Here is a 23,041-nt window from a genome sequence, read left to right on the forward strand (position 1 = left end):
TGTAAATGGTATGGGTCTATTGTATACTGAATCTGGCTATGGTAAAAGAATCAAAGTAAAACAGAAAAACATGTCAGATAGAAGAGGATGAGAAGATTGTTGACCTATTCGTTTGAACAGGCGGGGGATAAGCCGCTCTATGAGTACCTCTATGCCTGCATCCGCGACGATATCCTGTCCGGGCGCTTGCGGGCAGGGGAAAAGCTGCCGTCGAAGCGGGCACTGGCACGGAATCTCGGTGTCAGCACGATCACCGTCGAAGGTGCTTATGGCCAGTTGACCGCTGAAGGTTATTGCCAGTCCGCGCCGCGGCGTGGTTTTTTTGTGACGAATGTCGCGCCCCAGGAGCAGGTGCCGCCGCCCCTCCCGCCTGCGCGGCAGGCCGTTGACCGGTCAACGGTCAGAAAAGAGTGGCTGGCAGATTTTTCGGCCAACAGCGTCCCGACAAAACTCTTTCCGTTCGACCTGTGGACAAGGCTGCTGCGCAAGGTGGTGAACGAAGATGCCGATGCGCTGCTGGAGCGGTCGGCGTCCTTTGGCGTGCCGCTCCTGCGGCAGGCGATCGCCGAGCACCTGCACAGCTTCCGGGGGCTTACGGTGCAGCCGGAGCAGATTGTCATCGGTGCGGGGACGGAGTACCTTTACAATCTGCTCGTACAGTTTTTCGGCCGCGACCGGCGTTTCTGCGTGGAGAATCCCGGCTACGACCGCATCCGGCAGATCTATACGGCCAGTGGTGCCGACTGCGTGCTGGCTGACATGGATGCGCAGGGGGTGCGTCCGGCGGAATTGAACCGTCAGAAGGCGCAGATCCTGCATATCAGCCCTTCGCATCATTTCCCGACGGGGATCATCATGCCGGTGAGCCGCCGCTACGAGCTGCTGGGCTGGGCTGCGGCGGCACCGGATCGCTACATCATCGAGGATGACTATGACAGCGAATTCCGACTGACTGGCCGGCCCATCCCGACGATGATGGGCATCGATGTCAGCGACCGTGTCATCTACATGAACACCTTCTCGAAAAGCCTGACGCCGACCATCCGCATCAGCTACATGGTGCTGCCGAAGGAGCTTGTAGCGCCGTTTAGGGAAAAGCTCGGCTTCTACAGCTGCACCGTGTCGAATTTCGAGCAGTATACGCTGGCGCGCTTCATCCAGGATGGTTACTTTGAGAAGCACATCAACCGCATGCGCAATTTCTACCGCCGCAAGCGCGAACGCCTGCTGGCCCTGCTGAAAGCACCGGCGGCAGCAGGCAGGCTGACGATCATCGAGCACGGCTCGGGCCTGCACTTCCTGTTGCGGCTCGCGTTGAGCGAAAGCGATGCGGCCTTTGGGGCAAAGCTTGCGGCCCAAGGCATCCGCCTGCGTCCGCTGGCCGACTACTACGAGGGCAGCCCCGAGCACTGCCAGCACCTCTTCGTCCTCAACTACTCGGGGGTGACCGATGATGTACTCGAGGACGCAGTCCAGCGTTTGTTGCGGTGTGTGGAATGAATACAGGATATCCTGCGGCAGATCATCGCAAGGTTATACTGGGCCTTTGGTATAATGATCCTCGCAGAGGGAATGCGAAGCATGGAGGAAAAATCTTTGCTTGCTATATGATCGTCTGGGGCTTGAGCCTTCTCCGATGGGGGAAGGCTTTTTGTGTTTGAAAAAAGACTGTGAAATAATATGCGCCACAGGTATTTCTACGCAGGAAACCCTTCGTCTGATGACGAATATTGCAACATAATATGGTTCTGCTCGGCAAATATCAGATTAAGTATGCCCAACGGGCTGAGACAGGGAGGTATAAGATGGATCTGAAAAAGAAGACAGTATTATTCCTGAACGTATGTATCGCGTTCGCATGCCTCTGCGTTGGTATCCTGGCCTACAAGAATGCCGATGATGCCTTTTCCGCTGTGTATATTGGCAAGGTATCTGATGATGCCAGGCATCTTAACTTGCTGCTGGACAAACAATATCCGGGAAATTGGCAGATCAAAGATGGCAGGCTGTACAAGGGCGATATGCTCATGGAAGACTTGACAGACGGTATTGACGGCATTGCTGGTGATGATGCGATAACCATTTTCCGTGGCAATATGCGGGTTTCGACAACCATCAAACAAGAGGGCAGCCGCGCCGTGGGAACTCAGGCGGGAGACAAGGTGGTCGAGGCGGTAATCGGCCGGGGCGAGACCTTGGCCGTTGAGACGGACGTGCTTGGGGTGCCCTACTTTACTTGCTATTTGCCCATTGTTTCCGAGAGTGGAGAAAGAATTGGCATGTTCTTTGTCGGTGCACCAAGTGCGCCGGTAATCGAAGTCCAGCATCGTTTTGTCCGCAATATGATTCTTACGATTCTCGTGCTGGTGATGATTATGGGAGTCCTGGCAACTGGGATTATCACCAAGCAAATGATGCGCATCCTCGAAGTGCAAAAGACCTTAGCGGCGATTGCTAGCGGTGATTTGAGCGGTCGGGATATTGAACTGAAGGGAAACGATGAAATTTCAAAGCTTGGTCAGGATACCAATCGGATGAAGAAGGCAATGAAGGCTATCATGGAAAACATTGCTTCTTCTGCGGAGCAGGTGGCCGGTGGGGCCAAGAATATTTCTGATTCGAGTATGGTTCTTTCTCAGGGAGCAGCGCAGCAGGCTTCCTCCGTGGAAGAGCTGTCTGCCTCGATTGCTGAGATCTCTTCCCAGACGAAAAGCAATGCCGAGAATGCTGAGCGGGCCAATAGTATCACCGTTGTTACCCGCACTAATGCGGAAGCTGGCAATGATGATATGATGCGCATGCTGCAGGCCATGGAGGAGATTAATACTTCCTCCGATGATATTTCGAAGATAATCAAAGTCATTGACGAAATCGCATTCCAGACAAATATCTTGGCGCTCAATGCCGCGGTGGAAGCTGCCCGGGCAGGGCAGCATGGCAAGGGCTTTGCGGTGGTGGCCGAGGAGGTCCGCAATCTGGCGGCACGCAGCGCCAAGGCAGCCAAAGAGACCACAGAGCTAATTGAAAATTCCATTGCCAAAGTCGACAATGGACAGGCGTCCGCGCACCAAGCAGCTGAGAAACTGAAGACCATCGTGGACAATGTAACGGAGGTGGCTGATCTGGTCGAATCCATTGCCAAGGCCTCGAAGGAACAGAGCTTAGCCATTGAGCAGATTAATCAGGGGGTATTGCAGGTTTCCCAAGTGGTACAGGCCAATTCCGCTACCAGCGAAGAAAGCGCCTCGGCTAGTGAAGAATTAAGCCGTCAGGCGGAGCTCTTAAGCAATGAAGTGCGGAAGTTCAAGATTTGAGAAGGAATAAAGGACATAACATTTTAATCCAGTCTAAAATGAGCATAGACCGATACGGCTATGCTCATTTTGTGTTATACTAGTAGTCACTGATATGAGAACGAAGATTTAATGAAAGATTTAATATAGTGAGGAAGTGATTGCTAGATGGTCAGCAAGATACCCTTTTGTCATCTGCATACCCATACGGAATTCAGCCTGCTCGATGGTGCGAGCCGCATCAAGGAGCTGGTGTCGGCGACCAAAGAACTCGGGATGGCTTCCCTCGCCATCACCGATCATGGCGTCATGTTCGGCGTCATCGATTTCTATAAAGAATGCAAGAAGCAGGGCATAAAGCCGATTGTCGGCTGTGAGGTGTATCTGGCACCTGGCGACCGCAAGGACCGGCAGGAAGTGAATGGTGTCAAGTATTACCATCTGATCCTGCTGGCGGAGAACCAGACGGGCTATAAGAATCTCGTGCAGCTTGTGTCGCTGGCCAACATCGAGGGCATGTATTACAAGCCGCGCATCGATAAGGAGCTCTTGCGCAAGTACCACGAGGGCATCATCTGCCTGTCGGCCTGCATCGCTGGTGAGATTCCGCGTGCCTTGATCCAGGACAACAAGGACAAGGCCGATGCCCTGGTGCAGGAGTACCTGGAGATTTTCGGCAAGGATAATTTCTTCCTGGAGATCCAGAACCATGGCCTGCCCGAGGAGCGCAAGGCCAATGCCGGCCTTATCGAGCTGGCCGAGAAATACGATATCGGGCTGGTCGCCACGAATGACTGCCACTATGTGAAGCGTGAGGACAGTGAGTTCCACGATGTGCTACTCTGCATCCAGATGGGCAAGACCATCGACGATCCGGATCGCATGCGTTTCAACAGCGACGATTACTATGTGAAGTCGCCGACAGAGATGGCCGCGCTCTTCCCCGAGCATCCCGAGGCGCTGGCCAATACGGCCAAGATCGCTGCGCGCTGTCAGGTCGATTTTGAGTTCGGCAATATCCAGCTGCCGTATTATCCGATCCCGGCACCATATGCTGACGACGAGGCCTACCTGCGCGCCCTCTGCGAAGAGGCACTGCCCTCGCGCTATCCGGATGTCACGTCAGCTGTGCGGGAGCGGCTGGATTATGAGCTCGATATCATCCATCGCATGGGTTATGACAGCTACTTCCTGATTGTCTGGGATTTCATCAACCATTCGCGTGAGGTGGGTATCTCGGTGGGCCCGGGCCGTGGCTCGGCGGCAGGCAGTATCGTCGCTTATCTGCTCGGCATCACGAATCTCGATCCGCTCAAATACGATTTGCTGTTCGAGCGTTTCCTGAACCCGGACCGCGTGACGATGCCGGATATCGATATTGACTTCTGCTATATCCGCCGTGAGGAGGTCATCGACTACGTCAAGGAGCGGTATGGCTATGACCATGTGGCCCAGATCGTCACCTTCGGCACGATGGCGGCCAAGGGGGCAGTGCGCGATGTGGGCCGCGTGCTCAATATGCCCTATGCTCAGGTGGCCGATATCGCCAAGCTCATCCCCAATGAGCTCAAGATGACCCTCGATAAGGCCCTCAAGGAGTCCAAGGACCTGCATGTGCTCTATGAGGCCAATCCCGAGGTCAAGCGCTTGATTGACCTGGCCCGCAAGGTCGAGGGCCTGCCGCGTCATTCCTCGACCCATGCGGCCGGTGTCGTCATCGCGCGCAATCCGTTGACCGACTATCTGCCGGTGACGGTGTCCGATGGCACGCTGGTGACGGAGTTCGACAAGGACCACGTCGAGGAACTGGGCCTTTTGAAGATGGACTTTTTGGGCCTGCGCACGCTGACAGTCATCAGCGACACGCTGCAGAATATCGAGCAGACCCGCGGGGAGAAGGTCGACATCAATAAGATCCCGCTCGAAGATGAGCTCACGGCCAGGATGCTCTGCGAAGGGCGCACGGGGGCGGTGTTTCAGATGGAGTCGTCGGGCATGACCCAGCTTGTCAAGGACCTGGCCCCGAAGAACTTCGCGGACCTCATTCCGACGGTGGCACTCTACCGTCCGGGGCCGCTGGGCAGCGGCATGGTCGAGGACTTCATCAGCGGCCGCCATGGACGCAAGGAAGTCACCTATATGCATCCTTTGCTCGAGCCCATCCTCAAGGAGACCTTTGGCGTCGTGCTCTATCAGGAGCAGGTCATGCAGATCGTGCAGGTCCTCGCAGGGTTCTCCCTGGGTCAGGCAGACCTGCTGCGCCGTGCCATGGGCAAGAAAAAGCATGAGATCCTGATGGCGCAGAAGACGAACTTCCTGTCGGGCTGTGCGAAGAACCATATCGAGCCGGGGCTTGCCAATACGATCTTCGACCTGCTCACGCATTTTGCCGACTATGGTTTCAACAAGTCCCACAGTGCCGCCTATGCACTGGTCGCCTGGCAGACGGCATACCTCAAGGCCCATTATCCGGCTGAGTTCATGGCTGCGATGCTCACGAGCATCATGGATACGCAGAAGGTGCCGACCTATATCGAGCTTTGCAAGCGCATGGGCATCAAGATTCTGCCGCCGGATATCAATGCGAGCTCGGCCAATTTCAGCGTCGATGGCGAAGCTATCCGCTTTGGCCTGGCGGCTGTGCGCAATGTCGGCGATGCGGCCATCCAGGATATCACGGCGGCGCGCAGCCGTGATGGCGCGTTCAAGTCTCTGGTGGATTTCTGCAGCCGTGTCGATATGGGCAAGGTCAACAAGCGTGTCGTCGAAAGCCTGATCAAATGCGGCGCGTTCGATTCGTCGGGGGCTAAGCGCAGCCAGCTGGTGGCTGTGCTCGATGCCGCAGTCGGCGAGGCGCAGCGCCAGCAGAAAGATGCCCAGAACGGCCAGCTGGGCCTGTTCACGGAGGAGACGATGGGGGACGCTGGCGAGCTCCAGCTGCCCGATATCGAGGAGGCTCCCGAGGCCGAGCGGCTGGAGTGGGAGAAGGAGACGACGGGCTTCTACATCACGGGCCATCCGTTGGACCAGTTCCGGCGCAAGCTGGAGAACCTGCCGGGCATCGCGACCCTTGAGAAGGGGGCGGTCAAGGACAAGCAGCTCGTCCGCATTGGCGGGCTGCTGACGGAAACGAAGCGCATCACGACGAAAAAGGGCGATACGATGTGTTTTGCAACGCTGGAGGATTATACGGAGCGCATGGAAATCACGGTGTTCCCGCGCACCTTCTATGAGCATGCGAACCTGCTGGTGCCGGATATGGCCGTGGTCATCCAGGGCAAGACCGATATCGGCGACGACGGGGTGAAGATCCTGGCGGACAAGGTCTGGTCGCTGCGGGAGTACCTGCCGGAATACTATCTGCGCTTGCCTGAGGGGGAGGATACGGCCGGACTCCGGGCAAAACTGAAGGATATCATGGCGGCCCATCCTGGGCAACAGGCCGTGTTCCTGCAGAGTGGCGGCCGCTGGCAGAAGCTCGGCGAGGCCTTTTGGCTGGATGACAGCGACGAGGTGCTCACTGAGCTCACCGGGCTTTTGGGCCCGCAGGCCGTCAAGAAGCGTTGATGGCCGGTGTTGCCAAGCCCTGAGGCGGATGATAAAATAGTAAGGTATATCTTAACGGAATTGGAGTGTTTGTTTTTTGAGGAAATCGATCCAGAAGAGTGTGGCAATCTGCCTGCTGGGAACAGGCATGTTTATGGGGACACCGGGAGCAGTAGTGGCGGCTGGGACCGCAAAACCAGCAATCACCGCAGCAGATCTGGCGAGACTGCCAGATCCGTCGACGGTTGGCATCCGTGTCAAGGCTGGTGATGCACTGCCGAAACTCATGGCGCATTCAGCGGTACTGATTGAGGCCAAGACGGGCAAAGTCATTTATGAGCGCGAGAAAGATACGCGCCGTTATCCGGCCAGCACGACGAAGATCATGACCCTTATCGTTGCGCTGGAGCATAGCAAACCGGACGAGATCGTTACCGTCGGGCCGCGGGCTGTGGGGGCTGAGGGCTCGTCACTCAATCTGGCCGAAGGCGATAAGATCCCCATGAAGGAACTCCTGATGGGGATGATGATGCGGTCCGGCAACGATGCGACGATTGCCGTAGCCGAGCATGTGGCCGGTTCGATGACGGCCTTTGCGAAGATGATGAATGACAAGGCGCAGGAAATCGGTGCCACCGATACGCACTTTGTCAATTCGCATGGCCTGCCCGATGACAACCATTACACGACGGCACACGACCTGGCGCTCATCACGGCATATGGCTTCACGGTTCCGGGCTACGAGGAGATTGTCAGCACAGACCGGGCGGTATTCAACTGGTATAACGATACGTCCAAGGAAGTGATCAGCGAGAACAAGCTGCTCTGGCAGTACGAAGGCGGCAATGGCGGCAAGACAGGCTATACGCAGAAGGCTGGCCGCTGCGTCGTGTCGACGGCCAAGCGCGACGGCATCCAGCTGGTAGCCGTGGTGCTGGACAGCGACTTCATGTGGACGGACGCTTACTCGATGCTCGACTACGGTTTTTCCAAGGTCGAGCCGCTGCCAATCCTCAAGCGGGGCGAGGTCGCTGGCACTGTCGATGTGTCGACGGGGGCCAAGGGCGAGATCCAGGCGGTGGCTGCCCGCGATTCAGTGATCGGTTATGAGGCAGGCGCTAAGCCGAAGATCGAGAAGAAGCTCGATATGCCAGGCAGCATCGATGCGCCGGTCAAAAAGGGCGACGTAGTCGGCAAGATGATCTGCTATGCCGATGGCAAGGTCGTCGACCGCGTGGATTTGCTGGCAACGGAGGATGTGGCGTATCATTCCTGGTGGATGACCATCAAGGAATGGTGGGCAAGACTTACGAAAGGATTGTTCTGATGCAGGAACGGTTGCAGAAAATCATCAGCCAGGCGGGAGTAGCCTCCCGGCGGGCGGCAGAGAAAATGATTGCCGAGGGACGGGTCAAGGTCGACGGCAAGGTGGTGACGGAACTTGGCTGCAAGGTTGACCCCGCCACGGCGGATATCCGCGTGGACGGCAAGCGGGTATCCGCTGCCGAGCGGCATGTCTATTTCCTGCTCAACAAGCCCAAAGGCTATCTGTCGACGGCGCACGATGAGCGCGGCCGCCGCACGGTGCTTGACCTGCTGCCGGAGGTGACCGAGCGCGTCTATCCGGTGGGCCGTCTGGACAACAATACGGAGGGCTTGCTGCTGATCACGAACGACGGCACGCTGATGAATGGTTTGCTGCATCCGAAATATGAGGTCGAGAAGACCTACATTGCCCGCATCATGGGCGAGCCGGATGAGGTGACGCTCGACCGGCTGCGCCAGGGCATCCGGCTGGAAGATGGCATGACTGCGCCTGCGAAGGTGCGGCTCCTGGAACAGGGCGGCGGCCAGAGCCGCGTGGAAATCGCCATCCATGAGGGTCGCAACCGGCAGGTGCGCCGCATGTTTGCCGCTATCGGCTGTGATGTCCGGGCACTCAAGCGCGTAAGATTCGCGGGGCTTACCCTGCAGGGCGTCAAACGCGGCCAATACCGCGAGCTGACACCGGCAGAGCTCCTGGCACTGTTCAGATTGGCGGGGATAAAACGATGAAACATATCTTAGTGGTAGGCGCGGGGCCAGCCGGTATGATGGCTGCCATCAAGGCCGCGGAAAACGGCGCCGAAGTGACACTGCTCGAAAAGATGAAGAAGCCAGGCCGCAAGATGATGATCACGGGCAAGGGCCGCTGCAACATCACGAATGCAGCGGATGTGCCCGAAATCATCCGCAACATCCATGGCAACGGGCGCTTCCTCAACAGTTCGATGCGGGCGTTCGACAACCAGGATGTCATATGCTTCTTTGAGGGCCAGGGCGTACCGACAAAAGTAGAGCGCGGCAATCGCGTGTTTCCGGTCAGTGACAAGGCCCAGGACGTCGTCGATGCCATGGTGCAGCGGCTGCATGAGCTCGGTGTGACGATCGAGACGGAGGTGGCGGTCAAGGACCTGCTGACCCAGGAAGGCCGCATCGCCGGCGTGCGCACTCAGTCCGGGGCCATCTATAAGGCTGATGCGGTCATTGTCTGTGTCGGCGGTGCATCGTATCCGGGAACGGGCTCGACCGGTGATGGCTATGCGATGGCGGAAGCCGTCGGTCATACGACTGTCCCCGTGCGCCCTTCGCTGGTGCCACTGGTGACCGAGGAGGAATGGGTCAAGGACGTGCAGGGGCTGTCGCTGCGCAATGTGCGCGGCACGCTGCGTGTCGACGGCGAGAAGGTGCAGGAGATGTTCGGTGAGATGATGTTCACCCATTACGGCGTGACCGGGCCCATCATCCTTTCGATGAGCCGCATGGCCTCGGAGTATCTGGCCGATGACAGTCATTTCGTCGAACTGTCGCTGAACCTCAAGCCGGCACTGTCCCAGGAGAAACTCGATGCGCGCGTCCAGCGCGACTTCGAGAAGTATCAGCGCAAGCAGCTGGGCAATGCGCTGGTGGATCTTTTGCCGCATAAGCTTATCGCCCCTGTGCTCGACAGCGCATTCCTGGCGGCGGATAAGCCTGTGCATCAGATCACGCTGGAGGAGCGCCACCGTCTGGTGGAGACCCTGCAGGACTTGACCTTGGTCATTGCAGGCACCCGGCCGCTGGCTGAGGCGATAGTCACCGTTGGCGGCGTGTCGGTCAAGGAAATCAACCCGAAGACGATGGAGTCGAAACTCGTGCCGGGGCTTTACTTTGCCGGTGAGGTCACGGATGTCGATGCCTATACAGGCGGCTACAATTTGCAGGCGGCGTTCTCGATGGGGGCAGCTGCCGGCAACTGGAGCGTCTGGAACGACTGATGCAGCGATTGTTACAGCAGAAAATAGAGGAGTTGTGGAGCAATGGATACGAAAACGATAGCAAAAGCAGTAAGTGGTCTCAAGGGTGAGATCCAGATTCCGGGCGATAAATCCATATCGCATCGCAGTGTGATGTTCTCGGCACTCGGCAGCACGCCCGTGCATATCACGAATTTCCTGCATGCCCAGGACTGCATGTCGACGGCAGCCTGCATGCAGTCACTCGGTGCCAAGGTGGAATTCCTCAGCGATACGGAACTCATCGTGACCGGCAATGGCCTGCATGGTCTCAAGGAGCCGGACATGATCATCGATGCCGGCAATTCGGGGACGACCCTGCGTCTGATGATGGGCATTCTTGCTCCACAGCCTTTCCTCACGACGTTCACGGGCGATGCTTCGCTGCACAAACGGCCGATGGGACGCGTCATAAAGCCCTTGTCCCAGATGGGGGCCAAGATCTTTGGCCGCCAGCAGAACCAGAAACTGCCGATCACGATCGTGCCGGCCGAGGGCCGTTTCCAGGGGATGACGTACAACAGCCCCGTAGCAAGTGCACAGGTCAAATCGGCTGTCCTGCTGGCGGGCATGTACGCGGAAGGCGATACGACGGTCGTCGAGCCGTTCACCTCGCGCGACCATACGGAACGTATGCTGGAGGCCTTTGGTGTCCATACGGAAAAGCAGGGCACGGCGGTGACGATCCATCCGGTGGACGAGTTCCGTGCGCCGAAGGAGATAGAGGTGCCGGGCGATATCAGCTCGGCGGCTTACTGGCTGGTGGCTGGTGCCATCATTCCAGGCAGCGACCTCATGCTGCGCAATGTCGGTGTCAATCCGACGCGTACGGGCATTCTCGATGTGCTCAAGGATATGGGCGCAGACATCGAGGTACTGAATGAACGCACGAGCGGTGGTGAGGCGGCTGCGGATATCCGCGTGCGGTACAGCAGGCTGCAGGGCACCCGGTTTGGCGCTGAGATCATGCCGCGGCTTATCGATGAGATCCCTGTCATTGCAGTGGCTGCGTTGTTCGCGGAAGGCGATACGGTCATCACAGGGGCAGGCGAGCTGCGCGTCAAGGAAACGGACCGCCTGCAGGCCATCACGGATCAGTTCAATAAGCTGGCACCGGGCGCTGTCGAAGGACAGGAGGATGGACTTATCATCCATGGCGGCCGGAAAATCGAGCCGGCGGCGGCATTTTCCTATGATGACCATCGCATCGCCATGTCGCTGGCCATCCTGGGCGCTGCCGGTGAGGGCGTGACCATCGAGCGGCCGGAGTGCGTCAACATCTCGTATCCGGCGTTCTACCAGACGCTGGAGGAATTGCGGTAATTAGCGGTCGAGCGTTGACCGGATTAATAGGAGGAATTGATTTTGAAGAATTTAGTTGTTGCCATTGATGGACCGGCAGGTGCCGGCAAAAGCACGGTTGCCCAGCTGGCGGCCAAGCAGCTTGGCTATACGTACATCGACACCGGTGCGATGTACCGCGCTGTGGCCTGGAAGACGCTGCAGCAGGGCCAGGAGGTCACGGACGAGCTGATCCTCGAAGTCGTCAAAAACATCGATGTCAATCTGCAGTATGCGGATGGCAAGACGAAGGTCACGGTTGACGGCACGGATGTCAGTGCGGCTATCCGCACGCCGGAAGTCAGCGGCATTGTCTCGCAGGTAGCGGCGTTGGGGCCGGTGCGCGTCAAGATGGTTGACTTGCAGCGCAAGATGGCAGAGCGCGGCGGTGTGCTCATGGACGGCCGTGACATCGCGACCAATGTGCTGCCGAACGCCGATGTCAAGATCTTCCTCACGGCCTCGATCGAGGAGCGTGCGCAGCGACGCTGGAAGGAACTCCAGCAGAAGGGCTATGATATGACCCTCGAGAAATTGCAGCAGGATATCGCTGCCCGCGACAAGGCTGACAGTGAACGGGAGATCTCGCCGCTGGTGCAGGCAGAGGATGCAACGCTCCTGGATACGACGGGCCTTTCGATTGACGAGGTTGTCGCACGGATCCTCTCGATGTGCCAGTGAGGTGAGCCGATGCTATACGGAATACTTCAGATTGTCTTCGGCGCATTCTTCAAGATTTTTTTCCGCGCGGAGATCATCGGCCGCGAGAACATGCCAAAGGACGGTGCCGTTATCCTGGCCGCCAATCATATGAGCAACTGGGACCCGCCGTTTGTGGCGACGTTCCTCAAACGGCCTGTCAGCTACATGGCCAAGATCGAGCTCTTCGAGAATCCCATTTTCGGTGCAGCAATCCGCTCCTGCCACGCATTTCCTGTCAAGCGCGGGGCTGCTGACCGCGGTGCCATCAAGGCGGCGATGCAGGTGCTCAAGCAGGGCAGATGCCTCGGTCTTTTCCCCGAGGGCACGCGCAGCCGCACGGGGAAGATGAAGAAGGCTGAAGCGGGAGTCGGCTTGATCGCCTCGCTGACGGATGCTCCGGTCGTACCTGCCGCCATCATCGGCACGGACCGCATCTTTGCCAACGGCGGTCACTTTCCCAAGCTCAAGGTCATCTATGGCGAACCGATGCATTTCACCGGTGACCGCAAGGACAAAGAGCAGCTCGAAGCCTTCTCGCAAGCGATCATGGAGCGGATTGCCGAACTCAAGGAAAAAAATCTTTAAATTGTTAAAAAATAGTTTGCTTGTCACTGCATTATATGATAAACTAAGCATTAGATTGCGAAAAATGATAGCTAATATAGCAAATTCGCATGATTGAATGTTGGTGGTTGATGTATGGAAGTCATTTTAGCAGACTATCTGGGATTCTGTTATGGCGTCAAGCGCGCGATAACGATCGCCAAGGGAAATGCTTCCGCTGATGGAACCGCCTGTACATTGGGACCAATCATCCATAATCCGCAGATGGTCGAACGCCTGAAGCAAGAGGGCGTCGGTGCTGTCGATGCGTTGGATGAGATGGAGAAGGGAACTGTCATCATCCGTTCCCACGGTGTCGGCCCGCAGGTATATGATGCGGCTGAGGCCCGTGGCCTGGAAGTGGTCGATGCAACCTGCCCGCATGTCAAGAAAGCGCAGTTGTCTGCCAAATCTCTCGTTGATGAAGGCTATTCGGTCGTCATCGTCGGCGAGAAGGAACATCCGGAGGTTCGCAGCATATTTGAATGGTCAGCGGCTAAGGCGGTAATCCTTGAAACAGTCGAAGAAGCTGATGCATTGCCCAAATGTGCGAAGCTTGGTGTTGTTTGTCAGACCACATTCTCAGGAGCAAAGTTTCGCGAGATTGTATCGCATTTAGTCGAAAAATCTTGTGAAATTAAAGTATTGCGCACGATATGTACAGCGACAGATCAGCGGCAGGCAGCAGCTATGGAGTTGGCTGCGAAGGTAGACATGATGCTGGTTATTGGTGGCAAGAACAGTGCCAATACGACGCGGCTTGCACAGCTTTGTGCAGACAAATGCAGAACTTATCACATCGAAACTGCAGCGGAGCTGCAGGACGAGTGGTTTGATAAAATTGAAAAAATTGGTATTACAGCGGGCGCTTCTACGCCTGACTGGATTATCAAGGAGGTATATATAAAGTGTCAGAACAGATGAATATGGAAGAATTATTAGCACAGGCAGAGAGCTCGATGCCGGATATCCAGGAGCGTACGGTTGTTGAAGGTACCGTTATCCAGGTTTCCCGCGATGAAGCCTATGTTGATATCGGATACAAGCAGGAGATTGCTATTCCGAAGAGAGAGCTTGCTTATCCGGCTCCGGAGTCCGCTGAGGACGTAGTCAAAGTTGGCGATAAAATCGATGTTTATGTTGTTTCCCTTGGTGGCGACAACGGCGGCATCCTTTCCAAGGTAAAAGCTGACCGCATGGTTGCTTGGAAAGACATGGAAGCTGTCAAAGAGCGCGGTGAGCACGTTCAGGCTCAGGTCAACCAGGTTGTCAAAGGCGGCCTCGTTGCATCGGTCAATGGCCTGCGTGGTTTCATCCCGGCTTCCCAGATGGAGCTCCATTTCGTAAAAGACCTGTCGGTTTATGTTGGCCAGACGGTTGAGTGCGAAATCATCGAGATTGACGTACACAAACAGCGTCTCGTTCTTTCCCGCCGTGCACTTCTCGAAGTTGAGCGCGCTGCCAAAGAAGACGAGATCTTCTCCACCCTCGAGGCTGGCACGACGGTTCGCGGTACGGTCAAACGTATCGTTGACTACGGTGCATTCATCGATATCGGTGGCGTAGATGGTCTGGCTCATATCTCCGACCTCGCTTGGCACCGTGTAAAACATCCGTCGGATGTTCTCGAAGTTGGCCAGGAACTCGATGTATTTGTTAAATCCGTTGATACGGAAGCAAAACGCATCTCCCTGTCCATCAAAGATACGATGCGCGATCCGTGGCTCGACAATGCAGAGAAATATGCTGAGGGCGACATCATTGAAGGCAAAGTCATCAAACTGACGGACTTCGGTGCATTCATGGAAATCGAGCCGGGCTTCGATGGCCTGATCCCGATGGGCGAGCTCGCTGAGAAACGCATTGAGCGCGCTGATGAGGCTGTTCATGTTGGCGATGAGGTCAAGGTCAAAGTTCTGCGCATCGATACGAAGCGTAAACGCATCTCCCTGTCCATCACGAAAGCAAAAGACTGATCACTGATCGGTACATCAACTGGATAGAATAACTCAGAGGAGTGATGATATAGCATCACTCCTTTGTTTTTGATGGGAGAAAAGATAAAGGATATCGGGACTGAACCGAAAGAAAGAGACGATGTATGAGCAAGCAACATGCAGGTGTGATCCTGCGCATATACCCCGGCAGCCTGGCTGAGGAGCTCGAGCTGGTGCCGGGCGACAAGATTGTGTCCATCAATGGGCAGGAGCTCCGGGATATCATCGACCTGAGCTTTGCCATGGCCGATGAGGAGATCGATCTGCTGATCGAACATGCCGATGGTGAGCAGGAGATGATTTCCTTCGACAAGGAACTTGACGAAGAACTCGGTGTCGAATTCGAGTCAGCTGTCTTTGACGGCATCCGCAACTGCGCGAACCACTGCTATTTCTGCTTTGTCGACATGATTGCCCCGAACATGCGCGGCAGCTTGTCCATCAAGGATGACGACTATCGTCTTTCGTTCCTCTATGGCAATTTCGTCACGATGACGAATATGGGTCCGGCTGATTTCAAGCGCATCGAGCAGTTCCATCTGTCACCGCTCTATGTTTCGGTCCAGTGCATGAATCCGGAGCTGCGCGCCCAGATGCTGCGCTGCAAGGGGGCTGCCAGGATCGCTGAGCAGCTCGACAATCTCGAGCGGGCTGGGGCTGACTATCATACGCAGGTCGTGCTCTGCAGCGGCCTCAACGATGGGGAGGAGCTTGAGCGCACAATCCGCGAGATCGTCGCGCGGCGGCCCCATGCACAGTCACTGGCCATCGTGCCGGTGGGCATCACGAAGTACCGCACCGATCCGTTCCCGCTCACCCAGTTCGACGCAGCCGGGGCTGCCCGCGTCATCGACCAGGTGGAGAAGTGGCAGCGCAAGATCCAGCAGGAAGAGGGCCGCACCTTCATCTATCTGGGCGATGAGTTCTATCTGCTGGCAGGCCGGGAGGTACCGCCGTCCGAGTTCTATGACGGTTTTCCGCAGCTCGATAACGGCATTGGTCTTACGCGTAATTTCATCAACGATTGGGAAAAGACTGCATCTGCGGCTGCTGCCTATGACGAGCCGGTTTATCTCGATGTCGTTTCGGGGACATCGGTGGCCCCGATGCTGGAAAAACTCGCGGCCTCGCTGCCGAAGGAGAATCTGCATGTACGCATCGTGCCGGTCGAGAATGATCATTTCGGGCACACGGTCAATGTTTCGGGGCTGCTCACAGCCAAGGATATCATGCGCACGCTCGACGGCCTGGAGGGCAGGCGGACGGGCATCTTGATTCCTGAGTCAGCCTTGCGGTCGGGCGAAGACATCTTTTTGGACGATGTGACGCTGCAGGAGCTGCAGGCCCATTATCCGGACGCTCGCATTGAGCCGGTACAGGGCGGCAGGGATTTCCGTGAGGCGTTGTCCGGCTGGACGACGTATCATAAGGATCGCCAAGGCGAAACGGCCTACACCTGGCAGAGCAATGCAGGCTATACGAAAAATATCCAGTATTGAGGAAGAGATATTCAATTAGAAAGAAGGTAATATCATGAGCAAACCAATCGTGGCCATTGTCGGCCGTCCGAATGTTGGCAAATCCACCTTGTTCAACCAGATTGGCAAGAAGCGCGTATCTATCGTCGACGATATGCCGGGCGTGACGCGTGACCGCATCTATCTCGATGCGGAGTGGCTCAACCACGAGTTCACGATGATCGATACGGGGGGTATCGAGCTCGACGAGAGCAACCATATCCTCAAATCCATGCGCGATCAGGCACAGATTGCCATGGAGGAGGCCGATGTCATCTTGTTCCTTGTCGATGGCCGTGCTGGCCTGACGACGGCGGATGAAGAGGTCGCCAAGATCCTGCGCAGCACGAAGAAGCCGGTCATCCTCGGTGTCAATAAGATCGACAGCCCGCAGCTGGAGATGAATTCGTATGAATTCTACAACCTCGGCCTGGGCGATCCGATTCCCTTGTCGGCATCGAATGCGATGAACCTCGGCGATCTGCTCGATGCCATCGTCGCAGCTTTCCCGGAGCATGAGCTCGAGGATAAAGATGAGGATGAGATCAGCATCGCGGTCATCGGCCGCCCGAATGTGGGCAAATCCTCGATCGTCAATCAGCTGCTCGGCGAGGAACGCGTCATCGTCAGTGATATGGCTGGTACGACGCGCGATGCCATCGATACGCATTTTGTCAAGGATGGCATGAAGTTCATGCTGATCGATACTGCTGGCATGCGCCGCCGCGGCAAGATCGACGAGCCGGTGGAGCGTTACAGTGTCATGCGTTCGCTGCGCGCTATCGATCGTGCGGATGTTGTCTTGATGATGATTGACGCCTCGGAGGGCATCACGGAGCAGGACAAGAAGATTGCCGGCTATGCGCATGAGTCGGGCCGTGGTGTCGTCATTGTCGTCAACAAATGGGATATCTATCCGAACAAGGATGACAAATCGACGCTGCGCTTCACCGAAGAGCTGCGTGAGGAGATCGGCTTCCTGCAGTATGCACCGGTTCTCTATGCTTCGGCGCTCACGGGCCAGCGTGTCGGCCGCGTGACTGAGCTGGTCAAGTATGTTGCCGAGCAGCAGTCGATGCGCATCAAGACGAGCGTTCTCAATGAGCTCATCCGCGATGCGGTATCGATCAATCCGCCGCCGATGCACCGCGGCCGCCGTCTGAAGATCCTGTTCATGACCCAGGCCGATGTCAAGCCGCCGAAGTTCATCATCTTTGTCAACGATCCGGAACTCATGCACTTCTCGTATCTGCGCTTCATCGAGAACCGCCTGCGCGAGATGTACGGTTTCGAGGGAACGCCGCTGCGCCTGATCGTGCGCGCCCGGGATGAGGAGGACGAGTATTGATGGAGAATATGGCAATTGCATGTCTCATTGCGTATCTGCTCGGCTCGATCCCGAATGGCCTTGTCTTTGGCAAGCTGCTCTGGCACATTGACCTGCGCGAGCATGGCAGCCACAACATCGGTGCGACAAATGCCTGGCGCACCCTGGGCAAGGGGCCGGGCTTCTTGATCTTCCTGCTGGATTTCCTGAAGGGGGCCTTGAGTGTCTGGCTGGGCTCACTGCTCGCTGGTACGCCGATGGCGATGGTGCTGGCTGGCGTCCTGGCGATTGTTGGCCATTCGTGTTCCCTGTTCCTGAAGTTCAAGGGGGGCAAGGGCGTGGCGACGGGGCTCGGTGTCATCGTCATGATGATGCCGCTGCCAGCGCTCATCGTCTTCCTGGTCTGGCTGGCCATCGTCAAGATCAGCGGCTATGTCTCGCTGGGGTCGATCGTCGCTGCTGCCTTGGTACCGGTCCTGGCCTGGCAGTTTGGTTATCCGGTGGAATACATCGGCTTTGGCGTGCTCGCCGCGGCCTTTATCATCATCCGCCATCACGCGAATATCGGCCGTCTTCTGAGTGGAACCGAAAGTAAGATCAAAGCTGGACATCGTTGACACTATTTACAATAATTCACGCAAAAACATATGAATTTTACAAGTGTGATGGACATTTGTAAAAAATATATTGGCAATCGTCCACGGTTTGTGGTATACTATCTTTTGTCAGTAGAAATATATCCATTGGAGGCGTAATATATGAATAATCAAAAGAGCGGATTCTTCCTCGTTCGCGAAGAAATCCTTCCAGAGGCCATCAAGAAGACCATCAAAGTCAAAGAGATGCTCAAACGCGGTGATGCTCGTACGATTAACGAAGCCGTGGAAAAAATGGAGCTGTCGCGCAGTGCGTATTATAAATATAAAGACTATGTATTCCCGTTCTATGAGGCAAGCCAGAACAAGATCGTCACGCTGACGTTCCTGCTTGAGCATAAGAAGGGTGTGCTTTCGAGTGTGCTCAACACGATCTCTTCGGATTCAGGCAGCATCATGACCATCAATCAGGGCATTCCGCTTCAGGGCGTAGCCAATGCTACGGTCTCGATCGAGACGGCCAACCTCAGCGTAGACCTCGAGGCTCTGCTCGACAAGCTGCGCATGGTTGATGGCGTGAAGCGTTTGGAAGTACTGGGACAGGCTTAAGCAGAAAAGGAGGTGCGTCGATATGGAGAAAGTGATTCGTGTAGGTCTACTGGGAGCCGGTACCGTGGGCTCCGGTGTCATTCAAGTACTGGAGATGAATCGGCGGCAGATTACCGAGCGCGTCGGCGCACAGATCCAGCTCAAGACCGTCCTGGTCCGCAATCTGGCCAAGAAACGTCCGCAGCTTGAGGGCTATGTGCTGACGGACAATATCGATGATATCGTGAAGGATGAAGAGATTGATGTCGTCGTCGAGCTCATGGGCGGCCTTGAGCCGGCCCGTGAGTATATGCTCAAGGCCATGGAGCATGGCAAGAGCGTCGTGACGGCGAACAAGGACGTCGTCGCGCAGTTCGGCAAGGAAATGTTTGCCATGGCGGAGAAGCATGATGTCGATTTCATGTTTGAAGCCAGCGTCGGCGGCGGCATTCCCATCATCACGCCGCTCAAGCAGTGCCTGACGGCAAATAAGATCACGGAGATCATGGGGATCGTCAATGGTACGACCAACTACATGCTCACGAAGATGACCGAGTGCGGCAGTGATTACGATGAGGTGCTCAAGGAGGCACAGGCCAAGGGCTATGCCGAGGCGAATCCTTCAGCCGATGTCGATGGCCTCGATGCTGCACGCAAGGCGGCCATCCTTGCTTCGCTGGCATTCAATACCCGCGTGGAGCTCAAGGACGTATCGGTGGAGGGCATCACGAAGATCACGCCAGATGATATCGAATACGCGCGCAACCTCGGCTATGTCGTGAAGTTGCTGGCTGTTGGCAAGGATTCGCCCGAGCATGGCGTCGATGTCCGCGTGCATCCGGTGTTCCTGCCCAAGGAGCATCCGCTGGCAGCGGTCAATGGCGTGTTCAACGCGATCTTTGTCCGCGGTAATGCGATCGGCGAGGCGATGTTCTATGGCCAGGGAGCCGGTTCGCTGCCCACAGCTTCAGCTGTTGTCGCAGATATCATCGATGTCTCCCGCGATATCGTCAATGATACCTTTGGGCGCGTGCGCTGCACCTGCTATGAGCAGAAGCGTCTCTGCCCGCTGGAAGAGACGGAGTCGTCCTACTACGTGCGCTTGCTGGTGGATGATAAGCCCGGCGTCCTCGGCCTTATCGCGACGGCGTTCGGCGATGCCGGCGTCAGCCTCAAATCGGTCATCCAGACCCAGCGGAATATCGTCGACCATGCCGAGATCGTCGCTATCACCCATGCGGTCCGTCATGCGAGCATCCAGGCAGCTCTGCAGGAGCTCAAGGGGATGCCGGTGGTCGATGAGATCCGCAATGTCATTCGCGTAGAGAAGGAGCAGGTTTGATGTCTTTTGCAGATCATACGATAAGAGTCCGTGTTCCGGGCACGAGTGCCAACTGCGGCCCGGGCTTTGATGCGATAGGACTGGCCTGCACCGTCTATAACGATCTGGAGCTCACGCTCAAGAAGGAAGCAGGCGTCAAGATCACGATAAGTGGCGAGGGAGCTGCAAACATCCCCTGCGATGGCCGCAATATCGTCTGGCGGTCTGTGCAGTATCTTTTGCGCAAGGCAGGCCTTCTCGACCAATATCCCGGTGCGGTCATCCATATGGAGAACAACGTGCCGTTGTCGCGGGGCCTGGGCAGCAGTGCCACGGCGATCGTCGCCGGCCTGAAGGCCGCCAATGTATTGATCGGCAACCGCTTCAACCGGCGGGAGCTGCTGCAGTTCGCTACGGATATCGAGGGACATCCCGATAATGTAGCTCCGGCGATCTTTGGCGGCTTTACCGTGAGCACCGTGACGCGGGGGGATGTGGAGTGCTTCTCGTTCTTGCCGAAATTCCGCATGAAGCTCATCGTGGCCGTGCCGGATTTCCCGCTGTCGACGCGCAAGGCACGCGCTGTGCTGCCGGCACAGGTGCCGATGGCCGATGCCGTGAACAATATCAGCCGGGCTTCGATGCTCGTGGCGGCACTCTGCAAAGGCAATGAGAAGTTCCTGCGCAATGTGTTTGATGATGCACTGCACCAGCCGTATCGTGCCAAGCTGATCCCGGGCATGTATGATGTCTTCGCAGCTGCCCGCAAGGCGGGAGCGCTCGGAGCTAACCTCAGTGGAGCCGGGCCTTGCCTGATTGCCTATGCGCTCGAGCGTCGCCACTGTGAAGAGGCGGTGGGGGAAGCGATGAAGGCTGCTTTCCGCCAGCATGATGTGGAGGCGAAGATCCTCATCATGGATCTGGATACGCGCGGTGCGCATATCGTGAAATAAGAGCCATACCGACACCTTCTCCTGCGGGGGAAGGTGTTTTTGATGATACAGGAGAGTAAGGGGAACACGATGAAGGAAGAAGAATTTGCCCGGCGGCTGAGAGCGGCTGGTGCACGTGTGTTTTTGGTCGGTGGCTGGGTGCGTGACTATGTGCGCGGCGTCACGCCCCATGACAAGGATTATATGGTCTCCGGCATCACCGAGCAGCAATTCACGGCGCTCCTGCCGGAGGCTGTCAAGGTGGGCCGATCGTTCCCGGTCTATCTGGTCACGATCGACGGCCAGCGATCCGAGGTCGCCTTTGCGCGCAAGGAACGCAAGACGGGCAGCGGCTATAACGGTTTTTCCGTTGACTATAACCCTGAGGTGACGGTGGAGGAGGATCTCTACCGCCGCGATACGACCATGAACAGCCTGGCCATGGAACTGCCCCAGGGGGAAATCATCGATCTCTACGGTGGCATCGCTGACATCCGGCAGCAGCGCATCCGCGCCGTATCGGAGCATTTCTGCGAAGATCCTGTACGGGCCCTGCGGGCTGCGCGTCAGGCGGCTGAGTTCGGCTTCGCCATCAGCGACGACACGTATGCGCTGATGGCTGCTTGCCAAGAAGAGCTTGGTGCAGAGCCGGCCGAGCGGCTGCTGGCTGAGCTGCGGCGTGCCCTGCAGGCACCAAAGCCGTCCGTGTATTTCCGCAGCCTTGCCCGAGCTGGCCTGTTGGCTGTGGTATTTCCGGAGCTGGCCGCATTAATCGGCAAAACGCAGCCTGTGGCGTTCCATCCCGAGGGCGATGCATTTGCGCATACGATGCTGGTCGTCGATACGGTGGCTGCCGAAACGGATTCCCTGCTGGCACGGTTCGCCGGCCTGGTGCATGACTTGGGCAAAGGACAGACGCCCAAGGAAATGGAGCCGCACCATTACGGACATGAGGAGCGGGGGCTGGCAATCCTCAAGGCTTGGAACGCGCGCATGACACTGCCCAGGGAGTGGCTCCAGGGTGGCCTGTTCGTGATTGCCCAGCATATGCGGGCCCCGCGCATCGGCAAGGCGGCCAAGATCGTCGATTTGCTGCTGGCAGTAGACAAAAGCTGCCTGAGCTGGCCGGAGTTCAATGCGGTGATCCGTGCGGATCATCACAGCCTGCCATGGTATCTCGCGCAGGCTCCGGCCATCGTCCGGCAGCTGAAGCGCGTGAGCGGCCGCGATTGTCCTGCAGGCATGACAGGCCCGCAGGTAGGCGTATGGGTACGGAATCAGCAGGTCAAAGTTTATCGAAATCTCTTGATTGATTCGGATTGTGCCGATTAGAGTTGCCAAATTTTCAAAAAGTCGCTATAATTAAGATAATAAATGGCGCACGAAAAGCGTCAGTCGATATGGAGATGCTGAGGAGGCGACAGCTCATGAGCTACATCATTCCGTATAAATCGGTGGCACCAAAGATCGATCCAAGTGTTTTTCTAGCTCCGTCGGCTACGGTAGTCGGTGATGTCGAAATCGGTGAGGGAGCAAGTATCTGGTTCAATGCGGTGGTCCGCGGGGATTTCCAACCCCTCCGGATCGGCAAGAATACCAACGTCCAGGATAATGCGGTGATTCATGTCATGGCGAATGTTCCTACGGAGATCGGCGATGATGTCACGATCGGGCACAATGCGATCATCCATGCACGCAAGATCGGCAACAACTGCCTGGTGGGGATGGGGTCGATCATTCTGGGCTATACCGAGATCGGTGACAACGTCGTGATCGGCGCGGGGACGATGATCACTCAGCATAAGAAGATCCCAAGCAATTCGCTCGTCTATGGCAACCCGGCGCAGATCATCCGGGCACTGCGCGAGGACGAGATCGAGGCATTGCATGATTCGGCGCTCGACTATCGCAAGGTAGCAGAAAATTACAAGGCAGAGATGCTTTGATTGATTTTAATATTTCTA

Annotated in this window: 19 protein-coding genes; all 19 read left to right on the top strand. The window is 56.6% G+C overall.

Translation table 11 applies throughout. The features are described from left to right. Positions 1-87 precede the first annotated feature (87 nt). On the top strand, positions 88-1,500 hold the full coding sequence (pdxR, locus tag FZ041_RS06970) for a MocR-like pyridoxine biosynthesis transcription factor PdxR (RefSeq protein ID WP_255449288.1): 1,413 nt from the start codon (positions 88-90) through the stop codon (positions 1,498-1,500). 305 nt (positions 1,501-1,805) lie between these two features. Next, on the top strand, positions 1,806-3,314 hold the full coding sequence (locus tag FZ041_RS06975) for a methyl-accepting chemotaxis protein (protein ID WP_222931145.1): 1,509 nt from the start codon (positions 1,806-1,808) through the stop codon (positions 3,312-3,314). Positions 3,315-3,461: 147 nt separating this feature from the next. After that, a complete protein-coding gene (locus FZ041_RS06980; protein WP_255449289.1) occupies positions 3,462-6,860 on the top strand; it encodes a DNA polymerase III subunit alpha in 3,399 nt (1,132 codons plus the stop codon). 76 nt (positions 6,861-6,936) lie between these two features. Continuing rightward, positions 6,937-8,166, top strand: coding sequence for a D-alanyl-D-alanine carboxypeptidase family protein (locus tag FZ041_RS06985; RefSeq protein WP_149189056.1), 1,230 nt, complete (start codon positions 6,937-6,939; stop codon positions 8,164-8,166). After that, on the top strand, positions 8,166-8,894 hold the full coding sequence (locus FZ041_RS06990; protein WP_149189057.1) for a pseudouridine synthase: 729 nt from the start codon (positions 8,166-8,168) through the stop codon (positions 8,892-8,894). Before FZ041_RS06985 ends, FZ041_RS06990 begins: the two co-directional genes overlap by 1 nt. Beyond that, complete coding sequence (locus FZ041_RS06995; RefSeq protein ID WP_149189058.1) at positions 8,891-10,135, top strand: BaiN/RdsA family NAD(P)/FAD-dependent oxidoreductase; 1,245 nt, start codon at positions 8,891-8,893, stop codon at positions 10,133-10,135. Before FZ041_RS06990 ends, FZ041_RS06995 begins: the two co-directional genes overlap by 4 nt. Positions 10,136-10,177: 42 nt before the next feature. Beyond that, complete coding sequence (gene aroA, locus FZ041_RS07000) at positions 10,178-11,476, top strand: 3-phosphoshikimate 1-carboxyvinyltransferase (protein ID WP_149189059.1); 1,299 nt, start codon at positions 10,178-10,180, stop codon at positions 11,474-11,476. 42 nt (positions 11,477-11,518) lie between these two features. After that, positions 11,519-12,175: a (d)CMP kinase gene (gene cmk / locus FZ041_RS07005; protein ID WP_177207164.1), complete on the top strand. Its 657-nt coding sequence runs from the start codon at positions 11,519-11,521 to the stop codon at positions 12,173-12,175. Positions 12,176-12,184: 9 nt separating this feature from the next. After that, entirely contained in the window at positions 12,185-12,781 is a 597-nt protein-coding gene (locus tag FZ041_RS07010) for a lysophospholipid acyltransferase family protein (protein WP_075442626.1), read from the top strand. Positions 12,782-12,895: 114 nt separating this feature from the next. Then, on the top strand, positions 12,896-13,723 hold the full coding sequence (gene ispH, locus FZ041_RS07015) for a 4-hydroxy-3-methylbut-2-enyl diphosphate reductase (protein ID WP_149189060.1): 828 nt from the start codon (positions 12,896-12,898) through the stop codon (positions 13,721-13,723). 2 nt (positions 13,724-13,725) lie between these two features. After that, positions 13,726-14,775: a 30S ribosomal protein S1 gene (gene rpsA / locus FZ041_RS07020; protein ID WP_255449292.1), complete on the top strand. Its 1,050-nt coding sequence runs from the start codon at positions 13,726-13,728 to the stop codon at positions 14,773-14,775. A gap of 125 nt (positions 14,776-14,900) precedes the next feature. Then, positions 14,901-16,295: a DUF512 domain-containing protein gene (locus FZ041_RS07025; RefSeq protein WP_149189061.1), complete on the top strand. Its 1,395-nt coding sequence runs from the start codon at positions 14,901-14,903 to the stop codon at positions 16,293-16,295. Positions 16,296-16,329: 34 nt separating this feature from the next. Next, positions 16,330-17,661, top strand: a complete 1,332-nt coding sequence (gene der / locus FZ041_RS07030) for a ribosome biogenesis GTPase Der (protein WP_075442630.1) — start codon at positions 16,330-16,332, stop codon at positions 17,659-17,661. After that, positions 17,661-18,257, top strand: coding sequence for a glycerol-3-phosphate 1-O-acyltransferase PlsY (gene plsY / locus FZ041_RS07035; RefSeq protein WP_149189062.1), 597 nt, complete (start codon positions 17,661-17,663; stop codon positions 18,255-18,257). The genes der and plsY overlap by 1 nt, the downstream gene beginning before the upstream one ends. Before the next feature lie 141 nt (positions 18,258-18,398). Further along, entirely contained in the window at positions 18,399-18,845 is a 447-nt protein-coding gene (locus FZ041_RS07040; protein ID WP_033170805.1) for an ACT domain-containing protein, read from the top strand. A 22-nt stretch (positions 18,846-18,867) separates the two neighbouring features. Continuing rightward, on the top strand, positions 18,868-20,166 hold the full coding sequence (locus tag FZ041_RS07045) for a homoserine dehydrogenase (protein WP_149189063.1): 1,299 nt from the start codon (positions 18,868-18,870) through the stop codon (positions 20,164-20,166). After that, on the top strand, positions 20,166-21,098 hold the full coding sequence (gene thrB / locus FZ041_RS07050) for a homoserine kinase (RefSeq protein ID WP_149189064.1): 933 nt from the start codon (positions 20,166-20,168) through the stop codon (positions 21,096-21,098). The genes FZ041_RS07045 and thrB overlap by 1 nt, the downstream gene beginning before the upstream one ends. Before the next feature lie 69 nt (positions 21,099-21,167). Then, a complete protein-coding gene (locus FZ041_RS07055; RefSeq protein ID WP_149189111.1) occupies positions 21,168-22,409 on the top strand; it encodes a tRNA nucleotidyltransferase/poly(A) polymerase-related protein in 1,242 nt (413 codons plus the stop codon). Positions 22,410-22,504: 95 nt separating this feature from the next. Then, a complete protein-coding gene (locus FZ041_RS07060) occupies positions 22,505-23,023 on the top strand; it encodes a gamma carbonic anhydrase family protein (protein WP_075442635.1) in 519 nt (172 codons plus the stop codon). Positions 23,024-23,041: the final 18 nt, after the last annotated feature.

This window comes from Pseudoselenomonas caprae (assembly GCF_008271345.1).
GTDB lineage: Bacteria > Bacillota > Negativicutes > Selenomonadales > Selenomonadaceae > Selenomonas_A > Selenomonas_A caprae.

Bases quoted from the DNA above. Each gene is read 5' to 3' on its own strand.
- pdxR (WP_255449288.1), top strand. From the start codon at position 88: ATGAGAAGATTGTTGACCTATTCGTTTGAACAGGCGGGGGATAAGCCG.
- FZ041_RS06975 (WP_222931145.1), top strand. From the start codon at position 1,806: ATGGATCTGAAAAAGAAGACAGTATTATTCCTGAACGTATGTATCGCG.
- FZ041_RS06980 (WP_255449289.1), top strand. From the start codon at position 3,462: ATGGTCAGCAAGATACCCTTTTGTCATCTGCATACCCATACGGAATTC.
- FZ041_RS06990 (WP_149189057.1), top strand. From the start codon at position 8,166: ATGCAGGAACGGTTGCAGAAAATCATCAGCCAGGCGGGAGTAGCCTCC.
- FZ041_RS06995 (WP_149189058.1), top strand. From the start codon at position 8,891: ATGAAACATATCTTAGTGGTAGGCGCGGGGCCAGCCGGTATGATGGCT.
- aroA (WP_149189059.1), top strand. From the start codon at position 10,178: ATGGATACGAAAACGATAGCAAAAGCAGTAAGTGGTCTCAAGGGTGAG.
- FZ041_RS07010 (WP_075442626.1), top strand. From the start codon at position 12,185: ATGCTATACGGAATACTTCAGATTGTCTTCGGCGCATTCTTCAAGATT.
- ispH (WP_149189060.1), top strand. From the start codon at position 12,896: ATGGAAGTCATTTTAGCAGACTATCTGGGATTCTGTTATGGCGTCAAG.
- rpsA (WP_255449292.1), top strand. From the start codon at position 13,726: ATGGAAGAATTATTAGCACAGGCAGAGAGCTCGATGCCGGATATCCAG.
- FZ041_RS07025 (WP_149189061.1), top strand. From the start codon at position 14,901: ATGAGCAAGCAACATGCAGGTGTGATCCTGCGCATATACCCCGGCAGC.
- der (WP_075442630.1), top strand. From the start codon at position 16,330: ATGAGCAAACCAATCGTGGCCATTGTCGGCCGTCCGAATGTTGGCAAA.
- plsY (WP_149189062.1), top strand. From the start codon at position 17,661: ATGGAGAATATGGCAATTGCATGTCTCATTGCGTATCTGCTCGGCTCG.
- FZ041_RS07040 (WP_033170805.1), top strand. From the start codon at position 18,399: ATGAATAATCAAAAGAGCGGATTCTTCCTCGTTCGCGAAGAAATCCTT.
- FZ041_RS07045 (WP_149189063.1), top strand. From the start codon at position 18,868: ATGGAGAAAGTGATTCGTGTAGGTCTACTGGGAGCCGGTACCGTGGGC.
- thrB (WP_149189064.1), top strand. From the start codon at position 20,166: ATGTCTTTTGCAGATCATACGATAAGAGTCCGTGTTCCGGGCACGAGT.
- FZ041_RS07055 (WP_149189111.1), top strand. From the start codon at position 21,168: ATGAAGGAAGAAGAATTTGCCCGGCGGCTGAGAGCGGCTGGTGCACGT.
- FZ041_RS07060 (WP_075442635.1), top strand. From the start codon at position 22,505: ATGAGCTACATCATTCCGTATAAATCGGTGGCACCAAAGATCGATCCA.